The 20,031-nt window shown below is 33.4% G+C and carries 21 protein-coding genes; 9 read left to right on the forward strand and 12 right to left on the reverse strand.

Annotation, left to right across the window (positions count from 1 at the left end; translation table 11 throughout):
- Window positions 1-99 precede the first annotated feature (99 nt).
- Together EZS29_RS04815 and EZS29_RS04820 are read right to left on the reverse strand one after the other, a co-directional pair.
- Window positions 100-1,080 (reverse strand): phosphate/phosphite/phosphonate ABC transporter substrate-binding protein, encoded by a 981-nt coding sequence (locus EZS29_RS04815; protein ID WP_130607127.1) that lies wholly within the window; start codon window positions 1,078-1,080, stop codon window positions 100-102.
- Complete coding sequence (locus EZS29_RS04820; RefSeq protein ID WP_130607129.1) at window positions 1,081-1,974, reverse strand: substrate-binding periplasmic protein; 894 nt, start codon at window positions 1,972-1,974, stop codon at window positions 1,081-1,083.
- An 83-nt stretch (window positions 1,975-2,057) separates the two neighbouring features.
- On the opposite strand from EZS29_RS04820, the gene EZS29_RS04825 reads away from it, so the two are divergent.
- Window positions 2,058-2,522 carry a YaiI/YqxD family protein gene (locus EZS29_RS04825; RefSeq protein WP_130607131.1) on the forward strand — a complete coding sequence of 155 codons (465 nt, stop codon included), beginning with the start codon at window positions 2,058-2,060 and terminating at the stop codon, window positions 2,520-2,522.
- Here EZS29_RS04825 and EZS29_RS04830 read toward each other — a convergent pair whose 3' ends face one another.
- Both EZS29_RS04830 and EZS29_RS04835 read right to left on the reverse strand, forming a co-directional pair.
- A complete protein-coding gene (locus EZS29_RS04830; protein WP_130607133.1) occupies window positions 2,523-3,935 on the reverse strand; it encodes a phospholipase C/P1 nuclease family protein in 1,413 nt (470 codons plus the stop codon).
- Window positions 3,932-4,711: a substrate-binding periplasmic protein gene (locus EZS29_RS04835; protein ID WP_130607135.1), complete on the reverse strand. Its 780-nt coding sequence runs from the start codon at window positions 4,709-4,711 to the stop codon at window positions 3,932-3,934. The genes EZS29_RS04830 and EZS29_RS04835 overlap by 4 nt, the downstream gene beginning before the upstream one ends.
- A gap of 208 nt (window positions 4,712-4,919) precedes the next feature.
- Between EZS29_RS04835 and EZS29_RS04840 the strand changes: the two genes are divergently transcribed.
- Complete coding sequence (locus EZS29_RS04840) at window positions 4,920-5,246, forward strand: hypothetical protein (RefSeq protein WP_130607137.1); 327 nt, start codon at window positions 4,920-4,922, stop codon at window positions 5,244-5,246.
- 21 nt (window positions 5,247-5,267) lie between these two features.
- Window positions 5,268-7,286 carry a hypothetical protein gene (locus tag EZS29_RS04845; protein ID WP_130607139.1) on the forward strand — a complete coding sequence of 673 codons (2,019 nt, stop codon included), beginning with the start codon at window positions 5,268-5,270 and terminating at the stop codon, window positions 7,284-7,286.
- 11 nt (window positions 7,287-7,297) lie between these two features.
- Here the strand turns inward: EZS29_RS04845 and EZS29_RS04850 are convergent, their stop codons facing one another.
- Both EZS29_RS04850 and EZS29_RS04855 read right to left on the reverse strand, forming a co-directional pair.
- Window positions 7,298-7,777, reverse strand: coding sequence for a hypothetical protein (locus EZS29_RS04850; RefSeq protein WP_130607141.1), 480 nt, complete (start codon window positions 7,775-7,777; stop codon window positions 7,298-7,300).
- Window positions 7,778-8,030: 253 nt separating this feature from the next.
- The gene (locus EZS29_RS04855) at window positions 8,031-8,438 is read right to left on the reverse strand and encodes an OsmC family protein (RefSeq protein WP_172603781.1); all 408 of its coding nucleotides are present in this window, start codon (window positions 8,436-8,438) and stop codon (window positions 8,031-8,033) included.
- Between the two features lie 96 nt (window positions 8,439-8,534).
- On the opposite strand from EZS29_RS04855, the gene EZS29_RS04860 reads away from it, so the two are divergent.
- Window positions 8,535-9,035, forward strand: coding sequence for a hypothetical protein (locus EZS29_RS04860; protein WP_130607145.1), 501 nt, complete (start codon window positions 8,535-8,537; stop codon window positions 9,033-9,035).
- Window positions 9,036-9,065: 30 nt separating this feature from the next.
- Window positions 9,066-9,845 carry a GTP cyclohydrolase FolE2 gene (gene folE2 / locus EZS29_RS04865; RefSeq protein WP_130607147.1) on the forward strand — a complete coding sequence of 260 codons (780 nt, stop codon included), beginning with the start codon at window positions 9,066-9,068 and terminating at the stop codon, window positions 9,843-9,845.
- 157 nt (window positions 9,846-10,002) lie between these two features.
- Here the strand turns inward: folE2 and EZS29_RS04870 are convergent, their stop codons facing one another.
- The 3 genes from EZS29_RS04870 to lpoB all read right to left on the reverse strand — a co-directional run bounded on the left by EZS29_RS04870 (window position 10,003) and on the right by lpoB (window position 12,391).
- Window positions 10,003-10,938: a hypothetical protein gene (locus EZS29_RS04870; RefSeq protein ID WP_130607149.1), complete on the reverse strand. Its 936-nt coding sequence runs from the start codon at window positions 10,936-10,938 to the stop codon at window positions 10,003-10,005.
- A 200-nt stretch (window positions 10,939-11,138) separates the two neighbouring features.
- The gene (gene frr / locus EZS29_RS04875; RefSeq protein WP_130607151.1) at window positions 11,139-11,699 is read right to left on the reverse strand and encodes a ribosome recycling factor; all 561 of its coding nucleotides are present in this window, start codon (window positions 11,697-11,699) and stop codon (window positions 11,139-11,141) included.
- A 65-nt stretch (window positions 11,700-11,764) separates the two neighbouring features.
- On the reverse strand, window positions 11,765-12,391 hold the full coding sequence (gene lpoB, locus EZS29_RS04880) for a penicillin-binding protein activator LpoB (protein WP_130607153.1): 627 nt from the start codon (window positions 12,389-12,391) through the stop codon (window positions 11,765-11,767).
- A gap of 172 nt (window positions 12,392-12,563) precedes the next feature.
- Between lpoB and nadB the strand changes: the two genes are divergently transcribed.
- Both nadB and EZS29_RS04890 read left to right on the forward strand, forming a co-directional pair.
- Window positions 12,564-14,201, forward strand: a complete 1,638-nt coding sequence (gene nadB / locus EZS29_RS04885; RefSeq protein WP_216678715.1) for an L-aspartate oxidase — start codon at window positions 12,564-12,566, stop codon at window positions 14,199-14,201.
- Between the two features lie 27 nt (window positions 14,202-14,228).
- A complete protein-coding gene (locus EZS29_RS04890; protein WP_130607155.1) occupies window positions 14,229-15,311 on the forward strand; it encodes a glycosyltransferase in 1,083 nt (360 codons plus the stop codon).
- Here EZS29_RS04890 and EZS29_RS04895 read toward each other — a convergent pair.
- A complete protein-coding gene (locus EZS29_RS04895) occupies window positions 15,289-16,011 on the reverse strand; it encodes a recombinase family protein (RefSeq protein WP_130607158.1) in 723 nt (240 codons plus the stop codon). The genes EZS29_RS04890 and EZS29_RS04895 overlap by 23 nt on opposite strands.
- 171 nt (window positions 16,012-16,182) lie before the next feature.
- Between EZS29_RS04895 and ettA the strand changes: the two genes are divergently transcribed.
- Window positions 16,183-17,853, forward strand: coding sequence for an energy-dependent translational throttle protein EttA (ettA, locus tag EZS29_RS04900; protein ID WP_130607160.1), 1,671 nt, complete (start codon window positions 16,183-16,185; stop codon window positions 17,851-17,853).
- A gap of 63 nt (window positions 17,854-17,916) precedes the next feature.
- On the opposite strand, the gene EZS29_RS04905 is transcribed toward ettA, so the two are convergent.
- Window positions 17,917-18,135 (reverse strand): hypothetical protein, encoded by a 219-nt coding sequence (locus EZS29_RS04905; protein ID WP_130607162.1) that lies wholly within the window; start codon window positions 18,133-18,135, stop codon window positions 17,917-17,919.
- Between the two features lie 385 nt (window positions 18,136-18,520).
- On the opposite strand from EZS29_RS04905, the gene EZS29_RS04910 reads away from it, so the two are divergent.
- A complete protein-coding gene (locus EZS29_RS04910) occupies window positions 18,521-19,120 on the forward strand; it encodes a helix-turn-helix domain-containing protein (RefSeq protein ID WP_130607164.1) in 600 nt (199 codons plus the stop codon).
- A gap of 266 nt (window positions 19,121-19,386) precedes the next feature.
- Here the strand turns inward: EZS29_RS04910 and EZS29_RS04915 are convergent, their stop codons facing one another.
- On the reverse strand, window positions 19,387-19,920 hold the full coding sequence (locus tag EZS29_RS04915; RefSeq protein ID WP_130607166.1) for a hypothetical protein: 534 nt from the start codon (window positions 19,918-19,920) through the stop codon (window positions 19,387-19,389).
- Window positions 19,921-20,031: the final 111 nt, after the last annotated feature.

The raw sequence follows: 20,031 nt of genomic DNA on the forward strand, positions 1-20,031 counted from the left end.
TTAAAAATAAATTCTTTCATGTACTATTTTTAGCTCCTATTAAATAATGATGTGAGGCATTTTTTTTCTTAGGGACAGAGAATTGACATTAAAAAGTGTTTAAGGAATGCGTGGCGTAAGTATACGTATGTTTTCTTGTTGGAAATTATATAATTCTTTTGTAAAGGAAAAAGATTTTTCATTGGATTTCTGAATGCCATCTGCGTCAAATATTTTTTTAAAATCTGAATTCTTTTCTTGAGCACAAATTTCTAAACCATTGATTAAAGATTTTGAAATATCTAACTGTATTTTAGGGTTTTCAACGATAACTTTTAAAGGAATACTTTGTGAAACGCCAAGAATCGTAAAATGGCCTATTTGTGAACCAATTTGAAAAGGAACAGAATTTGGAAATTTTTTTTCTAAAAAGGTTTCTGACAATGCCCCTATTGTGGCTAAATTTTCATCGATAGCTTGTAAAACAGCATCGTAATTACCAACAAATATTGCGCTGCTAGGAAAAATATTACCTTGGAGAAAATACATCCGCGGAACTAAGAAACCTACATCACTTTCAGGATTGGTGTAGGCAACAGTTGAATTATTAAAAAAATGAAGTGTGTGTTCATTTTGAAAAGAATATATATTCAAAGGCAATGAGGTTTTAATTAAATAGTTTTTCCAAGTAGAGCTTTTCCCTAAAATTATTGAGCGCGTAAATGGAGATTCCTTTTTACGTAATAACAATATACTTTGCAGCGGAGTTTTTTCAGAAGCTCCAATATAGGTTAAAGAACTCATAAGCGCAAACTGAGCATTACCCCTTGACAAAGCAGTGATCAAGGCTTTCTCATCCGTAGCATAATTAAAATGGACTCGATATCCGGTATTTTTCTCAATGCAATTCTCTAAGTTTACTACAGCAATTTCATCAATATTTAATATATCAGGGCTTTCTAAATAGAACTCAATAGGCAATGCTTTAGAACCCAATTCTGGAGAATTTAAACAGAGTTGAGTGCAGCTTGTTAAAATCAATAAACTCATAATTAGGCAAGCATGGAAGGTTACTTTTTGTTTCCAATCATAAAAAATCATTTAATATCCTTTTTCGATCCACATTTCATTGATTATTGAGATCAGATCGCTTTCCTTCATTTTATAAAGTTCTCTTTCAAATTGCTGTATAAGTTTCTCTTTATTAGGGAAAAAAGATTTGTTTGGGAAGATGCAATAATAATCTCGCCAGTAAAGTACATTTCGATATTTAAAAACAGACTCTTCCGCCCCTATTTTTTTTAATAACATAGTTGTTCTTTCTCTATCAGCAATAAAGAGATCTATTTTTTTTTGTCTTAATTTAATAACAAGATCTTTGTAATCTCGCCCTTCATACAATAAGCGGTTTAATTGCAATTTTTCATACGGGTAATTTTCCCAAAACTCACTTGGATAGGTAAAGCCAACGACGATACCTACAGTTAAGTTTTGTCCCACTGCTTCTTCATAACTTAAAGTTTCTTTATTGCCAATTTCACTCATGAGTCTGTGATAAACATAATTCCTTGTGCGCAATGGAATTCTTGGAAAATAAGCATATTTTTTATATTTCTCCGTTTTTTGAATGCCTAAAGCAATATCTGCTTTGCCCTCTTTGATCATGGGCTCCAATTCGTTCCATTTTACAATTTGGACTTCATATGGGATTTTTAACTTCACTAAAATTTTCGTCACTATATCAACATCCGAACCAACAATTTTGGGAGGGGCATTGGGGTCAACGATTTCAACTGGTTTTTTAGGATCTTCTTTTTTTGGGGGGGCTTTAGGATCCGCAGGTTTAATCACTTCAAAAAAGGAATGCATATCAACTTCTTCGGCAATGATCTTTATTTTTTTCTCTTCTGCACAAGAATTCTTTTGAAATATTAGAAAAAGAAATATAATAGCAATTGACGATTTCTTTAAATTTAGAAATTTTCTAGCCAGCATTGGCGTATCCTTTTAGGGAAGTTATACTGCAAGTGTTGAATAATTTTTTTATAGATATGAGAGAGAAAGAGTAAAATTCCTTTATGAAAATTTGGATTGATGCAGATGCCTGTCCTGCAGTTATAAAAGAAATTGTCTTTAAAGCTTCTGAAAGATTAAGTGTGGAAGTTTGTTTAGTTGCAAACCAAGAGTTGAAGATTCCCAAATCTTCATTAATCTCAATGGTCAAGGTTGCAAAAGGTTTTGATGTCGCTGATGCATATATTGTTACAAACTTGAATGCGAATGATATGGTCATCACGGCTGATGTGCCTCTTGCTGCTCTGGTGGTCGAAAAAGGAGCTCTTGCTATCAATCCACGCGGAGAACTTTATAATGAAGGTAACATTTCAGAAAGGCTTTCTGTGAGGAATTTTATGCAGTCTATGCGGGAGAGCGGGCTCATTCAAGGTGGAGGCCCTGCTCAGTTTAATCCAGCGGATAAGCAAAGATTTGCATCTACTTTTGATAAATATCTCCATATCTTAATTAAAAAAGATAAGAAATAATTATTCTTTATTCTGTAAAATTGCGCGAACGATACTTCGAGTTTCTATGCCTGTGTTTTTCAATAATTTATAAGAAATTTTTAAAAGCTCTTCTCGTTGTTGAGTATCTAAATTTTTAATAAGAGAAATCGTATCGATATTAAAATCAAAAATATAGCTTGGGTCTGATACATATTTATAAGGTAAATTTTTAGCTAATGAAGAAGAAATATCTTTATTATATTTTTCAAAAACAACGCTTCCATAGGTTGGAATTGTTTCTTTATAAGCATATGATGTTATAATCTCTCTTAAATAATTATTAATATTTTTAGAATTAACATCGTGGTATTCATTTTGAAACAAGACGAATTGGAGAGGATCGTTTTTAATATTATTTTTTCTGATATAACTTAAATAATTAAAAATAATTTGTTCATAAATTAAGTGACGATTAGAAATGATATTGATTGCATCATTTTTGCGCCTGTGCGAGCGATTAAATATACCTTCGAGTGCATCTAAAATGTTAAAAGCTATAAGATCTGAAGATGAAAAACCTGGCAGGGGTGTGACATGAAAAGGTTGAGATAAATCTTGAGCATAATGTAAACTCCAGCCTAAAAAACGGTATCCCCAGTATGGATGTCCTTTATGAAATGCATATTTTGCAAGTTCTTTAAAAAGATAAAATCGATGCTCAGCATAAGTTTTTGTTAAAAAAGGAGCCGCTTTGTAGATTAGAGCTGAGTTGTGATAAAAACCCATATGAAAAGGAGCTTGGCTACTAAAGACAAGATTAGGATTGCCAAAAGGTTGAATACCAAAATGATATTTGAAATTGTTTGCATCCGGGCTGTCGTCAAATAAGCCCACGTCAAAACCGTAATCTGGTTCATCTGATGCAGTGGCAACAATATTCAAAGGTGATAATAATTCTGAGTTTTCAATTTTAATAAATGTGTACGCGATCGAATTTTGTGAAATTTCCGGCAGTAGAATCTCATTTTGTGGAATACGGATGTGTTTATCATTTAATTCATCCCCAGGTAACAATTGCAGGAAAATTGGGAATTTCATTTTAGGATTGATTCGTATAGCTCTTAAAAATTTACTTTCTATATCGGGATCATTTGCATATGATTTAAATTTAATTTCTTCAGGTGTACTTGGATAAAATGAGTATTTATATTGATTATTTCTATTTAGCGACCACTCTTCGATTTGTTGCAGGATTTGAGGGAGATCATTTCGTGATTCCAATAAAAATGAATGCAAACTTTCTGGATAAATAATATTATTTTTCTCAATTTCAGGAGAATATGTAAGAGCAAGTTCAGTGATCAACGTGTGATTTGACCAAGCATAAGTTTTTTTGCTTTGTAATATATTTATTATGCAAATAATAAATATTATTTTATAAAAATTTTTCATTTACGTGTGACCTTTTTAATAGCTTTATTTATCTTTTCCATGGTTTTTTCTCCAATGATTTTGGAGCACATAAAATACCGTGATTGGGCCTCTTTCATGTCCTGGAGTTTTTTTAGTTTAAGTTTATCTTTAAGATCTTTATTCTGATTTAAATGATACTGAATTTCGTTGACGGCAAAATAAGTATAATCCGCTCCATTATTGGCGATAGATTCAAGCATTTCTTTTGGTTCTTGGGAAGTGACTTTAATTTTTTTAGGATCAATTTTGTTGATCTCTGTTGAGTCATAATTTTTATATTGTGCAAGTAATTTATTTGTATAATTACCCCATGTATAACCGATTTTTGCCAAAGGCATAAGCGAGTCATCTTTCATAATATCTTCTAAAGTTTTGTATTTATCAAATCTTTTATCATCTTTGCGAATTGCAAGGGCAATTAATTCATCAGTATAATATGGTAATGAAAAATATGAAAACTTTTCTCTCTCATTGGTAATATATACGTATGAAAGACATATAGCTTCTTTGTTATTTTTAATGGCAAGAAGGGAACGTGAAATCGGTGTTTTCTGCATTTCATATTTAATATTTGCTTCATTCATTATTTTTTTTATCAAAAGATAGAGCTCACCTCCTTCGAGTTGGTGCGATTTATTATTTGTCATGAAATACGGAGGTCTGTCTTGGTAATGAAGTGAAATTATATTTTCACTTGCCATGGCTTTGCTTGATGAAAATAATCCAATTATGAGAATTAGAGCGAGCTGAATCATATTTAATCCTCCAAAATTATTAATAAACGTTATATTAAATCTTCAAATGAAGTCAAGTATTTAACATGCTGATTTCAAAAGATTATTTATATCTTAGCACTTAAAGTGCCTGAAAATATTCTTTACAATTCAGTTTTTCTTCATTTTTATTTTTAAAAAGTCGATTGTAAACTGAGATGTAAAGTAACCTAAAACCGAAAGTTTTTTTATGTCTAAGAATAAAACGACTAAAATTCTTATACTAGTCACAATTTTGGCAAGTTTTGTGACTAGTATAAGTTTATTTTTAAATTATTTCAATGAGATAAATAACTTAAAGGCTGTTTACAAAATAGAAAAGCAAGATCAAGTGAATGAGGCTAAGAGAAATATCGAGATGCGCTTTAATTACTTTTACCAAGCTTTAAGAACTATCAGTTTTATTCCAAACGTAAAAAACTTAATGGAAGGCAATGTGCAGAAGCTTTCAGCAGATACATTAAGTGTTATGCGTGAAATTTACAATAATGCATATTATAATGTACAAATGTCATAAATTTAAATACTTCCACAAAAAATGAACCCTGATCAAATTGATCTAAGAACCAAAAAACATCAAATTCCCCTCTTTACTCTCGATAGTAATATAACAAGCAGAGCAAGCTCTGCTGCAAATAGAGATGACAAAATTGAAGAAGTTGAAATATTTGAATACCGAGTGATGAAAGATCAATTAGAGATATTCAATAAAAAATATCCTGAAATAAAGAGTGGAAAAGAAGTTAATATTCCTGCCTTATTAAGTAAGGATGTGGTGACTTGTGATAACTCGGAATTTTCTTTGTCTGATCTAAAAGTAAAAAATGATTACAATAGGCTTGGTATCGTTTATTCAGTGCCTTCATATAATAAAAATAACAAATTTATTGGAGCCGTTTCAGGTATACTTCGTAAAAAAATAATTGCGGATTCTTTGCCTGAAAAGAATTTTAAACTTGTTAATTTGAATTATGGTTTTGAGGCTGATAATAGAGCAAGTAAACAATTAAAAGAATCTGAAAAATACTTAAAAAATAATCTAGAGAATCCTAATATAGTTTTAACAGGGAGTGTAGACCTTAAAATTAAAGATGATTTTGCATGGAAATTATGGTATGCATTTCCTAATGAAGAATTTTGGAATCGAAATGATGTTTCCTCAGCGAAAAAATTTCTCATTTTTGGCAATTTATTTATTATACTTTTTGCAATCGGAATTATTTTTAAACTTATAGATTTTTTAAAGTATCAGAAAGAACTCGAAAAAGAAATTCAAGAAAGAACTTATTCTCTTAAAGTTAAAAACCAGGATATGCAGCTTATATTAGATAAAGCTTCAGAAGGGTATTTAATAATTGATACCAATGGGAATCTTGCTTTAGAACATTCAATTATTTTGGATAAGTGGTTTGGGGGATTTTCTGAAGGAACCAAAATTTGGGACTACTTAAGTCATGGAAATGAAAAATGGCGAGAGTCATTTATAATTGCATTTGAACAAATCATAAATGATAGTATACCAATAGAACTGGCACTTGAGCAAATTCCTAAAGCTATTTCAGTTAATAATTTTCATTATGAATTGTCTATAACACCTATATATAATGATAATAATGATTTGATCAAATTCTTTTGTGTTATATTGAATAACACTGTAAATAGTGAAATGGATCGAATCAATCAATTAAGTAACGAAAAATTAAGAATATACAAGAATTTATTAAATAATAAAGAAGATTTTATTGAATTATTGAATGAAACAAATCTTCTTGTTTCGCTTATTCATGAAGATATTAAACTTGAAGAGATAAGACGTGTTGTTCAGTTGCTAAAAGAAAATTGTGAAGCTCTCGGTATTGTTTCAATTGCTAAGTTTTGTATTAGATGGACTGAAAATTTAAATAATTTTAATTTAGATAATATCACTTTTTATTGTAGCAGTTTTTTTGAATTGTGGGCGAAAAAAATGCTGGAAGTCCAGGATTTAATCGGTGAACAAAATACTCAACTTGTAAAAATTAATAAGAATGAATTAACCCAAGCTTTAAATAGAGTGCGAAAAGGTGCGACACAAAAGGAAATTGAGAATATACTTCTTTCTCTTTCGCTTGAACCCATTTCTTTCCGTTTAAATAGACTATCAAAACTGTGTAAAAGTATTGCTGAAAAATATAATAAAAATATTGATATACAAGTTTATGCAAACGATTTTAGATTAGATTCACATTATTTTGCAGATTTTTGGCGGACATTAATAATAGTTCTGCACTATGTAATTCATTTCAATATAGAGAAACCAGAAGAAAGGGTTCAATCAAAAAAATCTGAAAATGGAATGATTTCTATAGAAGCAGCTATACAAAATAATGAATTTATTTTAAAGATAAAAGACGATGGAAAAGGTATAGATTCATTGATCAAGCAGAATAATGCACTTTCCTTGGTTGAACAGGTATGCATAAATATAGGTGGTAAATTTGAAGTTGAAAACACACCAAACCAGGGGACACTTTATATCTTTAAAATTCTGATAAATGATAAAGTAATAGAAATATAAATTGTAACTATTTAATTACAAATTCCTTTACTATTATTTCTCACTTGTTCTTCAATATTAGTTATAACATTAGAAACTTTGGTGTTTATAATAACAATTGGATCTTTGATTTCTTTAAATTGAGTGACTTCAATCCCATCATTGCCAATATATTTATATTCAAACTTTAAATTTACCCAAGTGCCAGAAACCAAATTCGGATGGCGTAAACTTTCATTTTTAGCTAATGTGACGTTGTTGTTAAAAATATTTAAGGCATCCTGTGCGTTTATGCCAGTGAGTTTTTGTAATGAAATTTGCTGTTGATTTTTATCGATGTTCTTATAGTTACAAGAATATATATAGGCATATACATTATGATTGATGTCTTGATAAACGACGGTTTCCATTTGGCCGCCTCCGGTTCTTTCAATCGAAAACTTATTAACGGAGATATTGTTGGCAAACGATGCACTAGTAGACAACATAAGGGCGATGATAATCTTTCTCACAAAGACTCCTTTAAAGATAAAAAAAATAGACTAGGAACAAGTTTAAACTTGTTTAGCATTTAACACCCAAAATTTTACAAGTCAACTTATAGAAAAAATTGAGAAAAAAAATGACGTTCCATTTTTAAAAATAAGTTACTTATTGAAATTTAATTTATAAATAATTAATTATTGGTAAATTAAATTTATAATTTATTGGTAATATTTTTTTATTTTATATGAGAAGTTTTCAATGAAAAACAAATATTTATTCTTATATTCTTTCGTATTTCTCTTCAAAATTCATGTGTTCTGATAGAGATTTTCTAACTGGACAGGTTTTTCCTGCTCCAACCAATCTTTTGAAATCTTCATCAGAGCAATTCGTTTTTATTAAAAAAGTCACAATTAAGTTTGAAATTCGTCTTGGAGAAGATGACATTTCTTTTTCGATATGAAATTCGATGGAGGATAAATTAATATTATTTTTATGTGCAAACATACTGATGACAGTTGTTGCGCATGCTCCAAGAGAAGCGGCGCAGAGGTCGGTAGGAGAAAATAAACTCCCATCTCCTCCATTGTCGACAGGTGCTGTGGTTTTTATGATTGCTCCAGAAGGTCCATGAGTGATTTCTGTTGAATTAACTCCAATCAATTTACCGGTTATTTTGACGCCCATTACTATTCCTTTTTTAAAAATCAGAGAAAACGACTTGCAGCAAATGAAGGGAAAGAATAACACTGAATGGCTGTTTGTTCTAGTGGAGGATTGATTATGTACGATATCACGCTGTTTGTTCATTCTTGGTTGAGATGGGCAATTATTCTTTCCTTAATTATAGTTCTGACAAGATCAACTTATGGTTGGTTTTCCAGAACTGCGTTCCAAAAAAGCGACAAAATATGGGGCGGAGTGCTTATTGGCACAATACATTTGCAGCTCCTGATTGGGCTCTTTTTGTATTTTGATTTAAGCCCAATCGTGAGGACAGCTCTTGGCAATATGGGTTTTGCTATGAAGAGCCCTGTCCTAAGATTTTGGGCAGTAGAACACTTTGTCAGCATCCTTATTTTTGCATTTATTATTCAAATTGGCAGAATTATTTCAAAGCGCGCTGCGAATGATTTTCTTAAGCATAAGCGAATGGCAATTGCGGCTTGGATTGGATTGCTCATACTTGTTGCGACTTTGCCATGGCCATTTCGTAAAGAAGTGGGACGCTCCCTTTTTGCCGATTTCCCCTCACATTCTCAACTGATAGCCAATCCTGAATAAGTTTTATTATCAAGTACAAAAGGTTTTAGCATGCAAGACACTCAAAATTTCTTAGATAACCGAAAAATTAAAATTGCGAAAGTTGGAATTAAAGACGTTAAATATCCTATTTATTACCAGGATATAAATAATATAAGTCAAATTCCAAGTGTTGCTGATTTTTCGTTTTATGTTGAGTTGCCTGCGGATAAAAAAGGGACTCACATGAGTCGCTTTCCAACACTTCTTTATGAATTTGCCCCGTTTTTTTCTCTGCAAAAGTTTGAAGAAATGTCAGTTAAAATGCTCGAAATACTTGAATGCAACAAAACATTCCTCAATGCAGATTTTATTTATTTTTATGAAAAAGAAGCTCCTGTTTCTAAAATAAAAGGAATGACAGATATTGCGGTGAGTATAGAAATCGCTGTAACTCGTAATGAAACGGCGCTCACCAAAATAAGTTTGAGGATTCCAATAAAAAGTCTTTGTCCATGCAGCAAAGCAATTTCAGAATTTGGTGCACACAGTCAACGCAGTCATATGACAATCACGCTGTGGAATCCACAGATCTCTGTTCTGGATTGTATAGAAATTGCCGATAACTCCGCTTCGAGTGCGATTTATCCCGTTCTCAAAAGAGCGGATGAAAAATATGTTACAGAAAAAGCTTATAATAACCCTCGTTTTGTTGAAGATCTTGTGCGAGAAGCCGCTGTGCTTTTAAAAAAGAAATCACCCAATTTACGTTTTGAAGTCAGTGCCGAAAATTTTGAATCCATCCATAATCACAATGCCTATGCGATTGTGAGGAGTGATGATATTTTTTAAAGTTTTTTTTGGGTGGGTTTTATAAATATATAAGTATTCATTTTTTTTATTCTGCTCGCAGTGCAGATAGTTCTGAATCGATAATGCATATCCTGATTCAATTAGAAGATTTTAAAAAAGAGTTATAATTTTGAATAATAAAATTAGGAAACGAAGCTTACATAAACGGACTTGTCGCACGTTTATAAAGCTTTAAAGTCAGAAAATCGATAAGATTGGGTATGAGACTTTTTAAAGATAAAGTATTTGCTTTTTTATAACCAATCCAATTGGCAAAGGAAATATAAGCTTCTTCAGAATAATATTTATTTATCTCATGAAATGCTGCTTGTAAAGTTCGCTTAATATCTTCAGGACCTATGTGTTTGAGTAAACGAATGGTTTTTTGGAATTCACCCGCTGAATTTTGATAAAATCCATTAAAATCATAGTCTTGAAAGTGATTGGTGGGTCTGCCAATCGCTTGGAGACCTGACCATGGGGTTTTCTTAAGGTTCATTTGATCTTGTATTTGGGCAAAGCTCCAGCCGTGATCGATTTTAACAAAGCTATAGCGACCATTGATTTTTGCTCCACCTATATTGGCTGTATGAGTGTCGTAATCTCCGAGCCATAGGGCGGCAGCTAAAATACGTCCTAAATTCGTATTTTGGAAAATTTGGACAAAGTCTTTCCCTCTACTAGAGTGGAGACTTCTAAAGAAATAAGGTCTTTCTTCGTAACCCATGATTTTATGTGCTTCAATAAATTCTTCAAAAAATATTGTGCCAATATAAATATTTATATGGAGATCATTTTTCCGCACATTTTTAGTATATGTCAATTGATCATATTTTGAGAAAAAAACATAAGAAGCATAACCAGGAATAATAAGATTATACAAAGCAGTTGCTAAATATTCACTGATTGTTTCTCCATCATTGCGTCCTTGTTTAAAAAGAACGGTAATTTTCTTGTTATTTTTATAACCTTCATAAACTCCACCATGTTGGCAACGAGAAACTTGGCCTCCCAGTTTTCTCCCTTTTTTGCTAAAGTTTGTGATATATTTTAGCGAAGTCTTTGGTGAAGTATTGCATGAAAAATTTGTCATAAATACCTCTAAAATAAATTTACTGATTCAAATAATAAAGATTGCGTTTCAATGAAGCCGGTTCGGCCCTATTGATATATTACAAAGTATTTTATGTTTTTCAATATAAGTTTGTAAAATAAAATTTAATTAAAAGTATTAATTATTTAAAAAAAAGGTCTCGAAAAAATTTCGAGACCTCAAAGTAAATTTACGAAAACTTACATAGTAAGAACTTCTTTTTCTTTTGCGACACAAAGCTCATCCACTTTTTTTGCATAAGTATCGGTTAATTTTTGTACTTCATCGCTTGCGCGTTTGACCTCATCTTCAGACCAACCATGTTCTTTTTGCGATGCTTTTGCCTTTGTGTTTCCATCTTGGCGGTGGTGACGGACGGCAACCTTTGCTTCTTCACCAATTTTTTTAACTTGTTTAGCAATTTCTTTACGGCGTTCTTCAGAAAGTGCTGGAATAGGAATGCGAATCACTTTTCCGTCATTATTTGGCGTGAGACCAAGGCCAGAGGTTAAAATTGCTTTTTCTACGACTGGGAGCATGCTTTTATCGAAAGGATTGACCGTGATGAGGCGAGCTTCGGGGGTTGCTAAAGTTGCAACTTTGCTTAATGGCATTTGTGTTCCGTAGGAATCAACCCTCACATCATCTAATAATGCTGCAGATGCTCTGCCTGTTCTGATTTTTTGCAGATCGGACTTTAAAGAATTAATTGTTTTTTCCATTCCCTCTTTAACTTTTTCTACAAGTTGTTTTTTATCCATGAGCTATCCTTTTCTATAAATACAAAATGCAGTGATTAAACTGCTGCGGATTAATTTGTATAGGTTTACCAACCAATACTACTTCTTTTGAAGTTTTTTCTTATTTTTTCTATACCACTCCAAACCAACTCGCCCGTGGAGATATTGGTGAGTTTCATTTCAATTTGATATTGAACGGAACTCTTACCCCCCTGTTGCGAAACGATACTTGAAATAGCACCTGAAAGGAAGAAATCAGCACCGTGTTGGTTCCCAGGGCCTTTTACGCCACCTTTTCTAACCACACCAGACTGCTGGTATTTATATTCGTCTAATATTTTTTTACGAAGATCACCATCTAAAAAACGAACTTTTCCGTCGTTGAGGATTTGGCTGCGCAGATCTTCGAAGAGTGCTTTGGTATCAATTACTTCACTTGTTCTGTTTTCCATATCATCGACAAGGACAAAGGGTCTATCTGTGGATTTCTTATTCATATCTTCACGCCAATTAAGAATCCATGGAGCTGAAGTCATGTCTTTAACCATTTTTTTAACCGTCACAGTCGCATCGGTTGGATTCCAACGATCATCTAATATTTGTGCTTGGTCAGGATCGCCGTAATCTCCTTGAAAAGAAGTGCAACTTACGAGTGGGAGAGTTCCTGCAATAAAGAGAGTTGAAACAGAAAATAATTTTCTTAGATTTAACATCAAATATTCCTTTCATTGATTCATTAAAAAATAACCAGACATGAGAATAAGTATTTCTTAAAGCTTACGTTTGCAAGTATATGCGTTTTATTTGCAAGCTTGCAAGAGAAAGCTATCACGCTTAATGTCCTTTTTCGAGGTTATGGAGTTATGTAGTGCAAAGGATTGAATTATGAAGAAGAAATCTTCACTCCAAGTTATTGAGCATGTGATGTTTGATTTTCTCATTATTGGCTCTGGGATTGCTGGCGCATCACTTGCGCTCAAATTGAGTGCGCTTGGTAAAGTCGCTTTGTTGTGTAAAGAGTCTTTTTTTGAATGCAACACGCGCTGGGCTCAGGGAGGCATTGCCTCTGTGTTGAGTGATGAGGATAATTACGCTTTGCATATTCAAGACACACTCAATGCAGGTGTGGGTTTGTGTCATGAGAATGTTGTGCAAAAAGTTATTTCTTCGGGACCGCGCTCGATTCAGCAATTGATTGCCCTAGGGGTGCAATTTACCCAGAACACTCAATGCAATCAGTATGATTCAGAATATCATCTGACGAAAGAGGGTGGGCACAGTGCACGACGCATCATTCATTCTGCAGATATGACAGGGATTGCGTTGCAAAATACTTTAGCGCAAAAAGTGAATGAAAATAAAAATATCAATTTGTTAGAATTTCATACAGCAATTGATCTCATAGTGACCGATAAAGTGGCACCTGATTTTTCCCGCAATCGTGCATTGGGAGCCTATGTTTTAAATGAAAAAAACAAAAACATTTTCGCTATACTTGCCAAAGCGACTGTCTTAGCGACAGGGGGGCATGGTAAACTTTATTTATATACAACGAATCCAGATGTTGCGACAGGAGATGGGGTAGCCATGGCCTGGCGTGCTGGGGCAAGAGTTGCAAATTTAGAATTTATGCAATTTCACCCAACATGTTTGTACGATCCCAAATCGAAGAATTTTCTTATTTCAGAAGCATTGCGCGGAGAAGGCGCCATATTAAAAACGATCACCGGTGATAGATTTATGGAAGATATTCATCCTTTGAAGGAGTTAGCCCCTCGGGACATTGTCGCCAGAGCTATCGATGCGCAAATAAAAAAATCAGGAGCTCCCTATGTTTATCTTGATATTTCGCATAAGGAGCCGAGTTTTGTCAAAAATCATTTTCCAGGAATTTACACAAAATGTTTAGAAATAGGTCTTGATATTACGCAAGAGCCTATCCCTGTCGTTCCCGCTGCGCATTATAGTTGTGGTGGAATTGTGACGGATATGCGAGGGAGGACCGGGATTAAATCTCTTTGGGCTTTAGGTGAAGCGGCTTGCTCTGGATTACATGGAGCAAATCGGTTAGCCTCGAATTCTTTACTTGAAGGTGTTGTCTTTGCTGATTTTGTTTTCGAAGATATCGCGAGTATAATTGCAGACTTAAATTTATATAAAAATCCTGTCGTGCCAAAGTGGGAGCTCGGAACAGCAGCAGAACCCGATGAGATGGTCGTGATAAGTCAGCTTTGGGATGAAATTCGTAGAACAATGTGGAATTATGTTGGTATTGTTCGCACGGAAAAAAGGTTGGCGCGCGCAGCTGCTAGGATTGATCAAATCTGCCAAGAAATAGAGACCTATTATTGGAATATTATTCCAAGCCGTTCATTAATTGAAGTTAGAAACTTAGCGACAGTTGCTCAACTTACTGTTAAATGTGCAAGAATGAGAAAGGAGAGCCGAGGGATTCATTATTCTTTGGATTGTCCAATTACAGATGATAAAAAATATAAAAAAGACACAGTCGTTTTAAGTTAGATTAATATATACTAAATTGGAGTATAAATGACACAGATTTCCTTGATTATCCCTACATACAATGAAAGTAAAAATATTCCAATTTTACTTGATAAACTCGATCTTTGTTTATCTGGCATAAACAAAGAGGTGATTGTTGTGGATGATAATTCTCCAGATAAAACATGGGAAATTGCCAGAAATCTTTCGTCTCAATATCCATGGTTAAAAGTGATTCGGAGAATGACAGATCGTGGTTTGAGTTCTGCGGTTCTCACTGGATTTGAACAAGCTGAAGGCAAAATTCTTGCTGTGATGGACTCTGATCTCCAACATGACGAAGAAGCCTTGGTTTTATTTCTCTCTGCTTTCGATAAGGGCGCAAATATTGTTGTCGGTTCGCGTAAAATCAATGGTGGGAGTGTAGAAAACTGGAGTCCTATTCGCAAATTTGTATCATGGGTTGCGACTGTTATGGCTCGCATTGCATTGCCTTGTAAAGTAACAGATCCAATGAGCGGATTCTTTGCATTAGATAGGTCAATTTATTTAGACAATAAAAATAAAATAAATCCCCGTGGATTTAAAATCTTATTAGAATTTTTAGCGCGAGCAGAAAATGCTCAAGTGCAAGAAGTGGGTTATACTTTTAAAGGACGTATACACGGAGAAAGTAAATTATCGAGTCGCGTAATTTATGATTATATTTTTGCTTTATATGAATTGAGCCTCGGACAATATATTCCTGCTAGATTTATTAAATATGGAATTATTGGTTTATCAGGCTTATTGATAGCAACTTCCGTCATATTTTTCTGTCAAAAATTCACTTCTTTTTCAGATGCAACTTCAGTGGCAATATCTATTGAGTTGAGTATATTAACCAATTTCTTTCTCAATAATTATTGGACATTTAAAGAAAATAAACTGTTTGGTTTTTGGAAGACATTTAGAGGAATCATAACATTTCATGCAATATGTTTGGGTGGAGCCTTTATAAACCAAGCAATCGCGATAAAAATGTTAGGCTATGGCTTTGATGTTTATTTATCAAATGCTCTTGGATATTTGGTTGCTGCTATTTGGAATTATATGATCAATGTGAATATCACATGGAAAGTGAAGAGCTAGTTATTTTTTTCGAAGATTTTATTCTTGCATGGCAAGTTAAAAATTGGATTGTTTTAATAAATGATTGGCAAAATAGAGTTTGTGCTTCCCCTCTTTTGTAAACTTTTTTACTTTCTTTATTTTTGCTAATGTTGCCTAAAATATTGTGAACACTTCCCCTCGAAACATTTAATATACGTGCAATTTCAGAGTGATTTTTTCCTTCTTGTTGTAACGCACGCATTTGTTCAGCACATTTGAGCGCTTTTCCTAATCTTTTTGCTTTGGGTTCACTTGATTTAGCAATAATGGATAAATTTTGTTTATGTAGAATATTTTTTTCTTTTTCAAATTTAGCAAATGCGGTTAAAATATCTGTAAAAGTTTTACGAGTAGGGGTTGAGGAATCGAGCGATTCTGATAAAGAAACAAAACTAACACCATATTGAGTCAATTCATTTAAACTTAAAATAAGGTCACAGGTTGATTCTGCCCAGCACTTTAAACTCCAAACAAGCACCACGTCGATTTCTTTTTCTTTGGCAAGTTGCATAATCTTGTTGCGTTCACTGACTTTCTTTTGCTGAACTGCGCAGTGATCTACAAACTCGTTTATAACTTTCCACCCACGATATTGAATGTAATTGTTTAAACTGTTTTTTTGCTTTTGAGGCATCTTCTTTTCAACGGTATCATTTTTGCTGTAAATAGCTACTTTCATAATGAGGCCCTCCCTTAGCAGAACGCAATATAATAAGGGAAAGCCAATATGGCAATTTCTATTAAAATACTTAATTCAACCAAAAATAAAAAGATATCATTGCAGAAGGTTGTGTTTTTGTGGATGATACTATGCGTTTTGATTTTGCAACATCAAACTTAGGAAATTACTATGGCTAACTATATTTTCAATATGGTCAAACTCCGCAAAAACATTGGCGGAAAAGATATTCTTAAAGACATCTATTTATCCTTTTTCCACGGGGCAAAAATTGGTGTGATCGGCTCAAACGGTGCTGGTAAATCAACACTTTTGCGTATCATGGCTGGGGTGGACAAAGATTTTGCTGGGGAAGCTTTTCCACAAAAAGGTACAAAAATTGGGTATCTACCACAGGAGCCACAACTTGATCCCACAAAAAACGTTGTGGAAAATGTGGAAGAAGCTGTAAAAGAAATAAAAGATCTCATCCGTAAATTCGACTCCCTCAACGAGCGTTTGGGTGAACCTCTCAGTGATGATGAAATGAATAAAATCTTAGAGCAAACAGCTATTTTGCAAGATGAAATCGATGCCAAAAACGGTTGGGATATCGATCGCACCCTTGAAATTGCGATGGATGCTTTGCGCTGCCCTCCTGCCGATGCCGATGTGAAAACTTTGTCTGGGGGTGAGCGTAGACGGGTTGCGCTTTGCAAACTTCTGCTCGAAAAACCAGATCTTTTATTGCTTGACGAGCCTACGAACCATTTGGATGCAGAAAGTGTACAGTGGCTTGAACGTTACTTAAAAGAATTTACTGGAACTTTAGTGACGATTACGCACGATCGTTATTTCTTAGACAATGTGACGGAATGGGTGCTTGAACTTGATAAAGGTGAAGGTATTCCTTGGCAAGGAAATTATTCTTCTTGGTTAGGACAAAAAACCACACGCTTATCTGAAGAAGAAAAACAAGAATCTGCTCGACAAAAAACTTTAAAGCGTGAACTTGAGTGGATGAATATGTCACCGAAAGCACGCCAAGCAAAAAGCAAATGGCGTATTTCTGCTTACAGTGAATTGCTAAAAGAGCAAAATGATCGCAGCGAAGGTATTCGCGAAATTGTTTTCCCACCAGCGCCACGTTTAGGCGACAGTGTTGTTGAAGCAATCGACATTACCAAAGCGTTTGGTGATAAAGTTCTGTTTGAAAATTTAAATTTCAAGCTCCCTCCTGGTGGAATCGTCGGAGTGATTGGGCCAAATGGAGCCGGTAAATCCACTCTCTTTAAAATGATTGCAGGTATTGAAAAACCTGAACAAGGTGAAATTAAAATCGGTGAAACTGTAAAAATCAGTTATGTTGATCAACACCGTGAATATCTTGATAGCGACAAAACAGTTTTCCAAGAATTGAGTGGAGGAAAAGAGCTTATTCAAGTGGGCAGTCGAGAAATTCCTGCGCGTTCTTATATTTCTTCCTTCGGATTTAGGGGAGCAGATCAGCAAAAGTCAGTTGGGAAGCTTTCAGGTGGCGAGAGGAATCGATTGAATCTTGCAAAAATGGTGATGAATGGCGGGAATCTTTTGTTGCTTGACGAACCTACAAACGATTTGGATGTAGATACTCTACGTGCTCTTGAAGATTCACTTGTTTCTTTTCCTGGTTGTGCTGTGGTTATTTCCCACGATCGTTACTTTTTGGATCGTATTGCGACTCATATTCTCGCTTTTGAAGGAGACAGTAAAGTCGTTTGGTTTGAAGGGAATTACCAAGACTATATGGCAGATAAAAAACGCCGTCTGGGTGATGATGCTGTCAATCCAAAACGTATTAAATTTAAAAAACTTATTCATTAAAGAATTTCAATGAATAAAGTTTTAATGGGCACTTAACTATACATTAAGTGCCTTTTTTTATGTTTAATGCATTTTATTTGGGTCGGAATTTATTGTTTCTTCTGCTGTTGAGTCATCATTCCAATCACTTTCAGATTTGCTGACTCTTTCGATCATATTAGAAATCTTTCCGCCAAATTCAAAATAGAGTTTTGTATCATTCATTCTGAGATCAGAGTTATTTAAATATTTAATCATATCTATTAAATCACTTCTGATTTCACGACACAGATCGCTTTTCATATCTATTCCTTTTTTATTAATATATTAAATAATAGTGTTTTTAAACTCATTTAATTTTTTTTGCATGAATTAGAATGTTTTTAATCTAAAATTAAGAAATATTTAACTGATTTAAACTTAATTTCAATTGAGTAAATTATCTAAATTATAGCAATAATTAAAATTTAATTAAAAATAATTTTTGGTAAAATAAGTAATCACAGATGATCTCCTATATTGATAAGTTGCTATTTAAATTCATCCGTGTTAGCTTTTCTTTGCGAGAGAGGGTGCATTTACGGATGTACTCTTTTTTTGTATTGTGTCCTTTGCTAAGTGTGTTCACTATGAGAATATAAAAACTATATTAATTTATTATTAACATTAATTAAAATGGATTGCAATTATGTTAGAGAAAAAAAATGAAAACGAATTAGATAGACTCGAAAGCACTGTCCGCAAACGTTTCGCAACTTTATTGCGAAGAGAACGCACACGGATGAATTTAACACAGACAGAATTTTCCAAGCTGATGGGGTTTAAAGGATTTAACCTCTTAGCAAAGTACGAAAACTCAGATATAGTGAATATTCCTCTATCAACCTACTATAAATTTGCAGAAATCACCGGCCTCAATTTTAAATATGTTATCTGTGATATTTTCTTATCGGATGTAAATGAAAATCAATATATTCCACAGAAATTTATTGATTTTATTTTTGCCGATTTTATGACTTACTATAAAGCTCCAGACAGTGAAGATGTAGGAAAATTACTCGATATGAAAAATGCCTTTCGTATCGCTCTGATGTGGGCGCGCCTTCCTGATTTTAGAAAACTTTGTGTCGAAGAAGTTATTTTAAAAGAATTGTATATTGAAGAAGATGATGTGAATGAACAAAAATTCTTACGCAAAAAAACGATGAGCATCTTTGATGTAATGTCAGGTCGAGTAGCAAAAAAGAAAGTGGATGTAAAAGTAACAGAAATTGAGGAGAGAAATTAAAGCTTTTAAGTTTCCTTAAAAGCTTGAGAGGGGAGGGGATTAAAGATTTATCCTACAATGCCAGTCGAACCTGGCTCTAATTTCATACTTACAACGCCAGAGTCACTTGACTCTAATTTCATACTTACAACGCCAGAGTCACTTGACTCTAATTTCATACTTACAACACCAGAGTCACTTGACTCTAATTTCATAGAAAAATTAGTTGCACTTGCAGCAGTAATTGTAAAAATTGAAGCAATACTTATAAGTATTTTTAACATGACTTAATCCCTTTCTGTGTAAAATCTATAGCCAAAAATATCTAACTCTTCTATTTCGTAGTCAGGCGTACTTTTTAATTCTGATACTTTTTTTAAGAGAGCATTTTGTAAACTGATAATGTCATCTAAATCTCTTCGAGATATTTTTTTGCAATTAAAGAGATATGTTTTAGTATTTTGTGCATTGTCTTTGTTGACTTTATCCGATGCTGACTGCATCCATTGTGGTGCAAGTTTTACAAGACTGTATTTATCTAATTTAAAAATTATATTACCATGCAGTGCTCTGTAGCCACCGGAAACTTCTTCTATTAAACCATCGTTCAAAAGAGTAGGTATAACGAGAATTCTGATTTTGTCACAGGCAAGGTCGGAATGACCTTTATAAATATCGAGATTTTCTTTGATGCTTTCATAAACTTCTACAATTAGTTTTGCTTCGTATTTGCTAATGGCTTCATAGCAGCAAGGAGCATCCTCTTTTGTGAGTATAAAGTGATTTTTTTGAATTTCTTTATCAAACTTTTCGTCTTCCACTCTTTTTCCCTCCTCGATTTACTCCAAGAAATATACCAATTGGCCAGATATGTCAATGAAAGGCTTGTTGATTTCAAGTATTGTTGTGTTTTATTTTATTTAAAATAAAAA

Source organism: Fluviispira sanaruensis (assembly GCF_004295685.1).
GTDB classification, from domain to species: Bacteria; Bdellovibrionota_B; Oligoflexia; order Silvanigrellales; family Silvanigrellaceae; genus Silvanigrella; species Silvanigrella sanaruensis.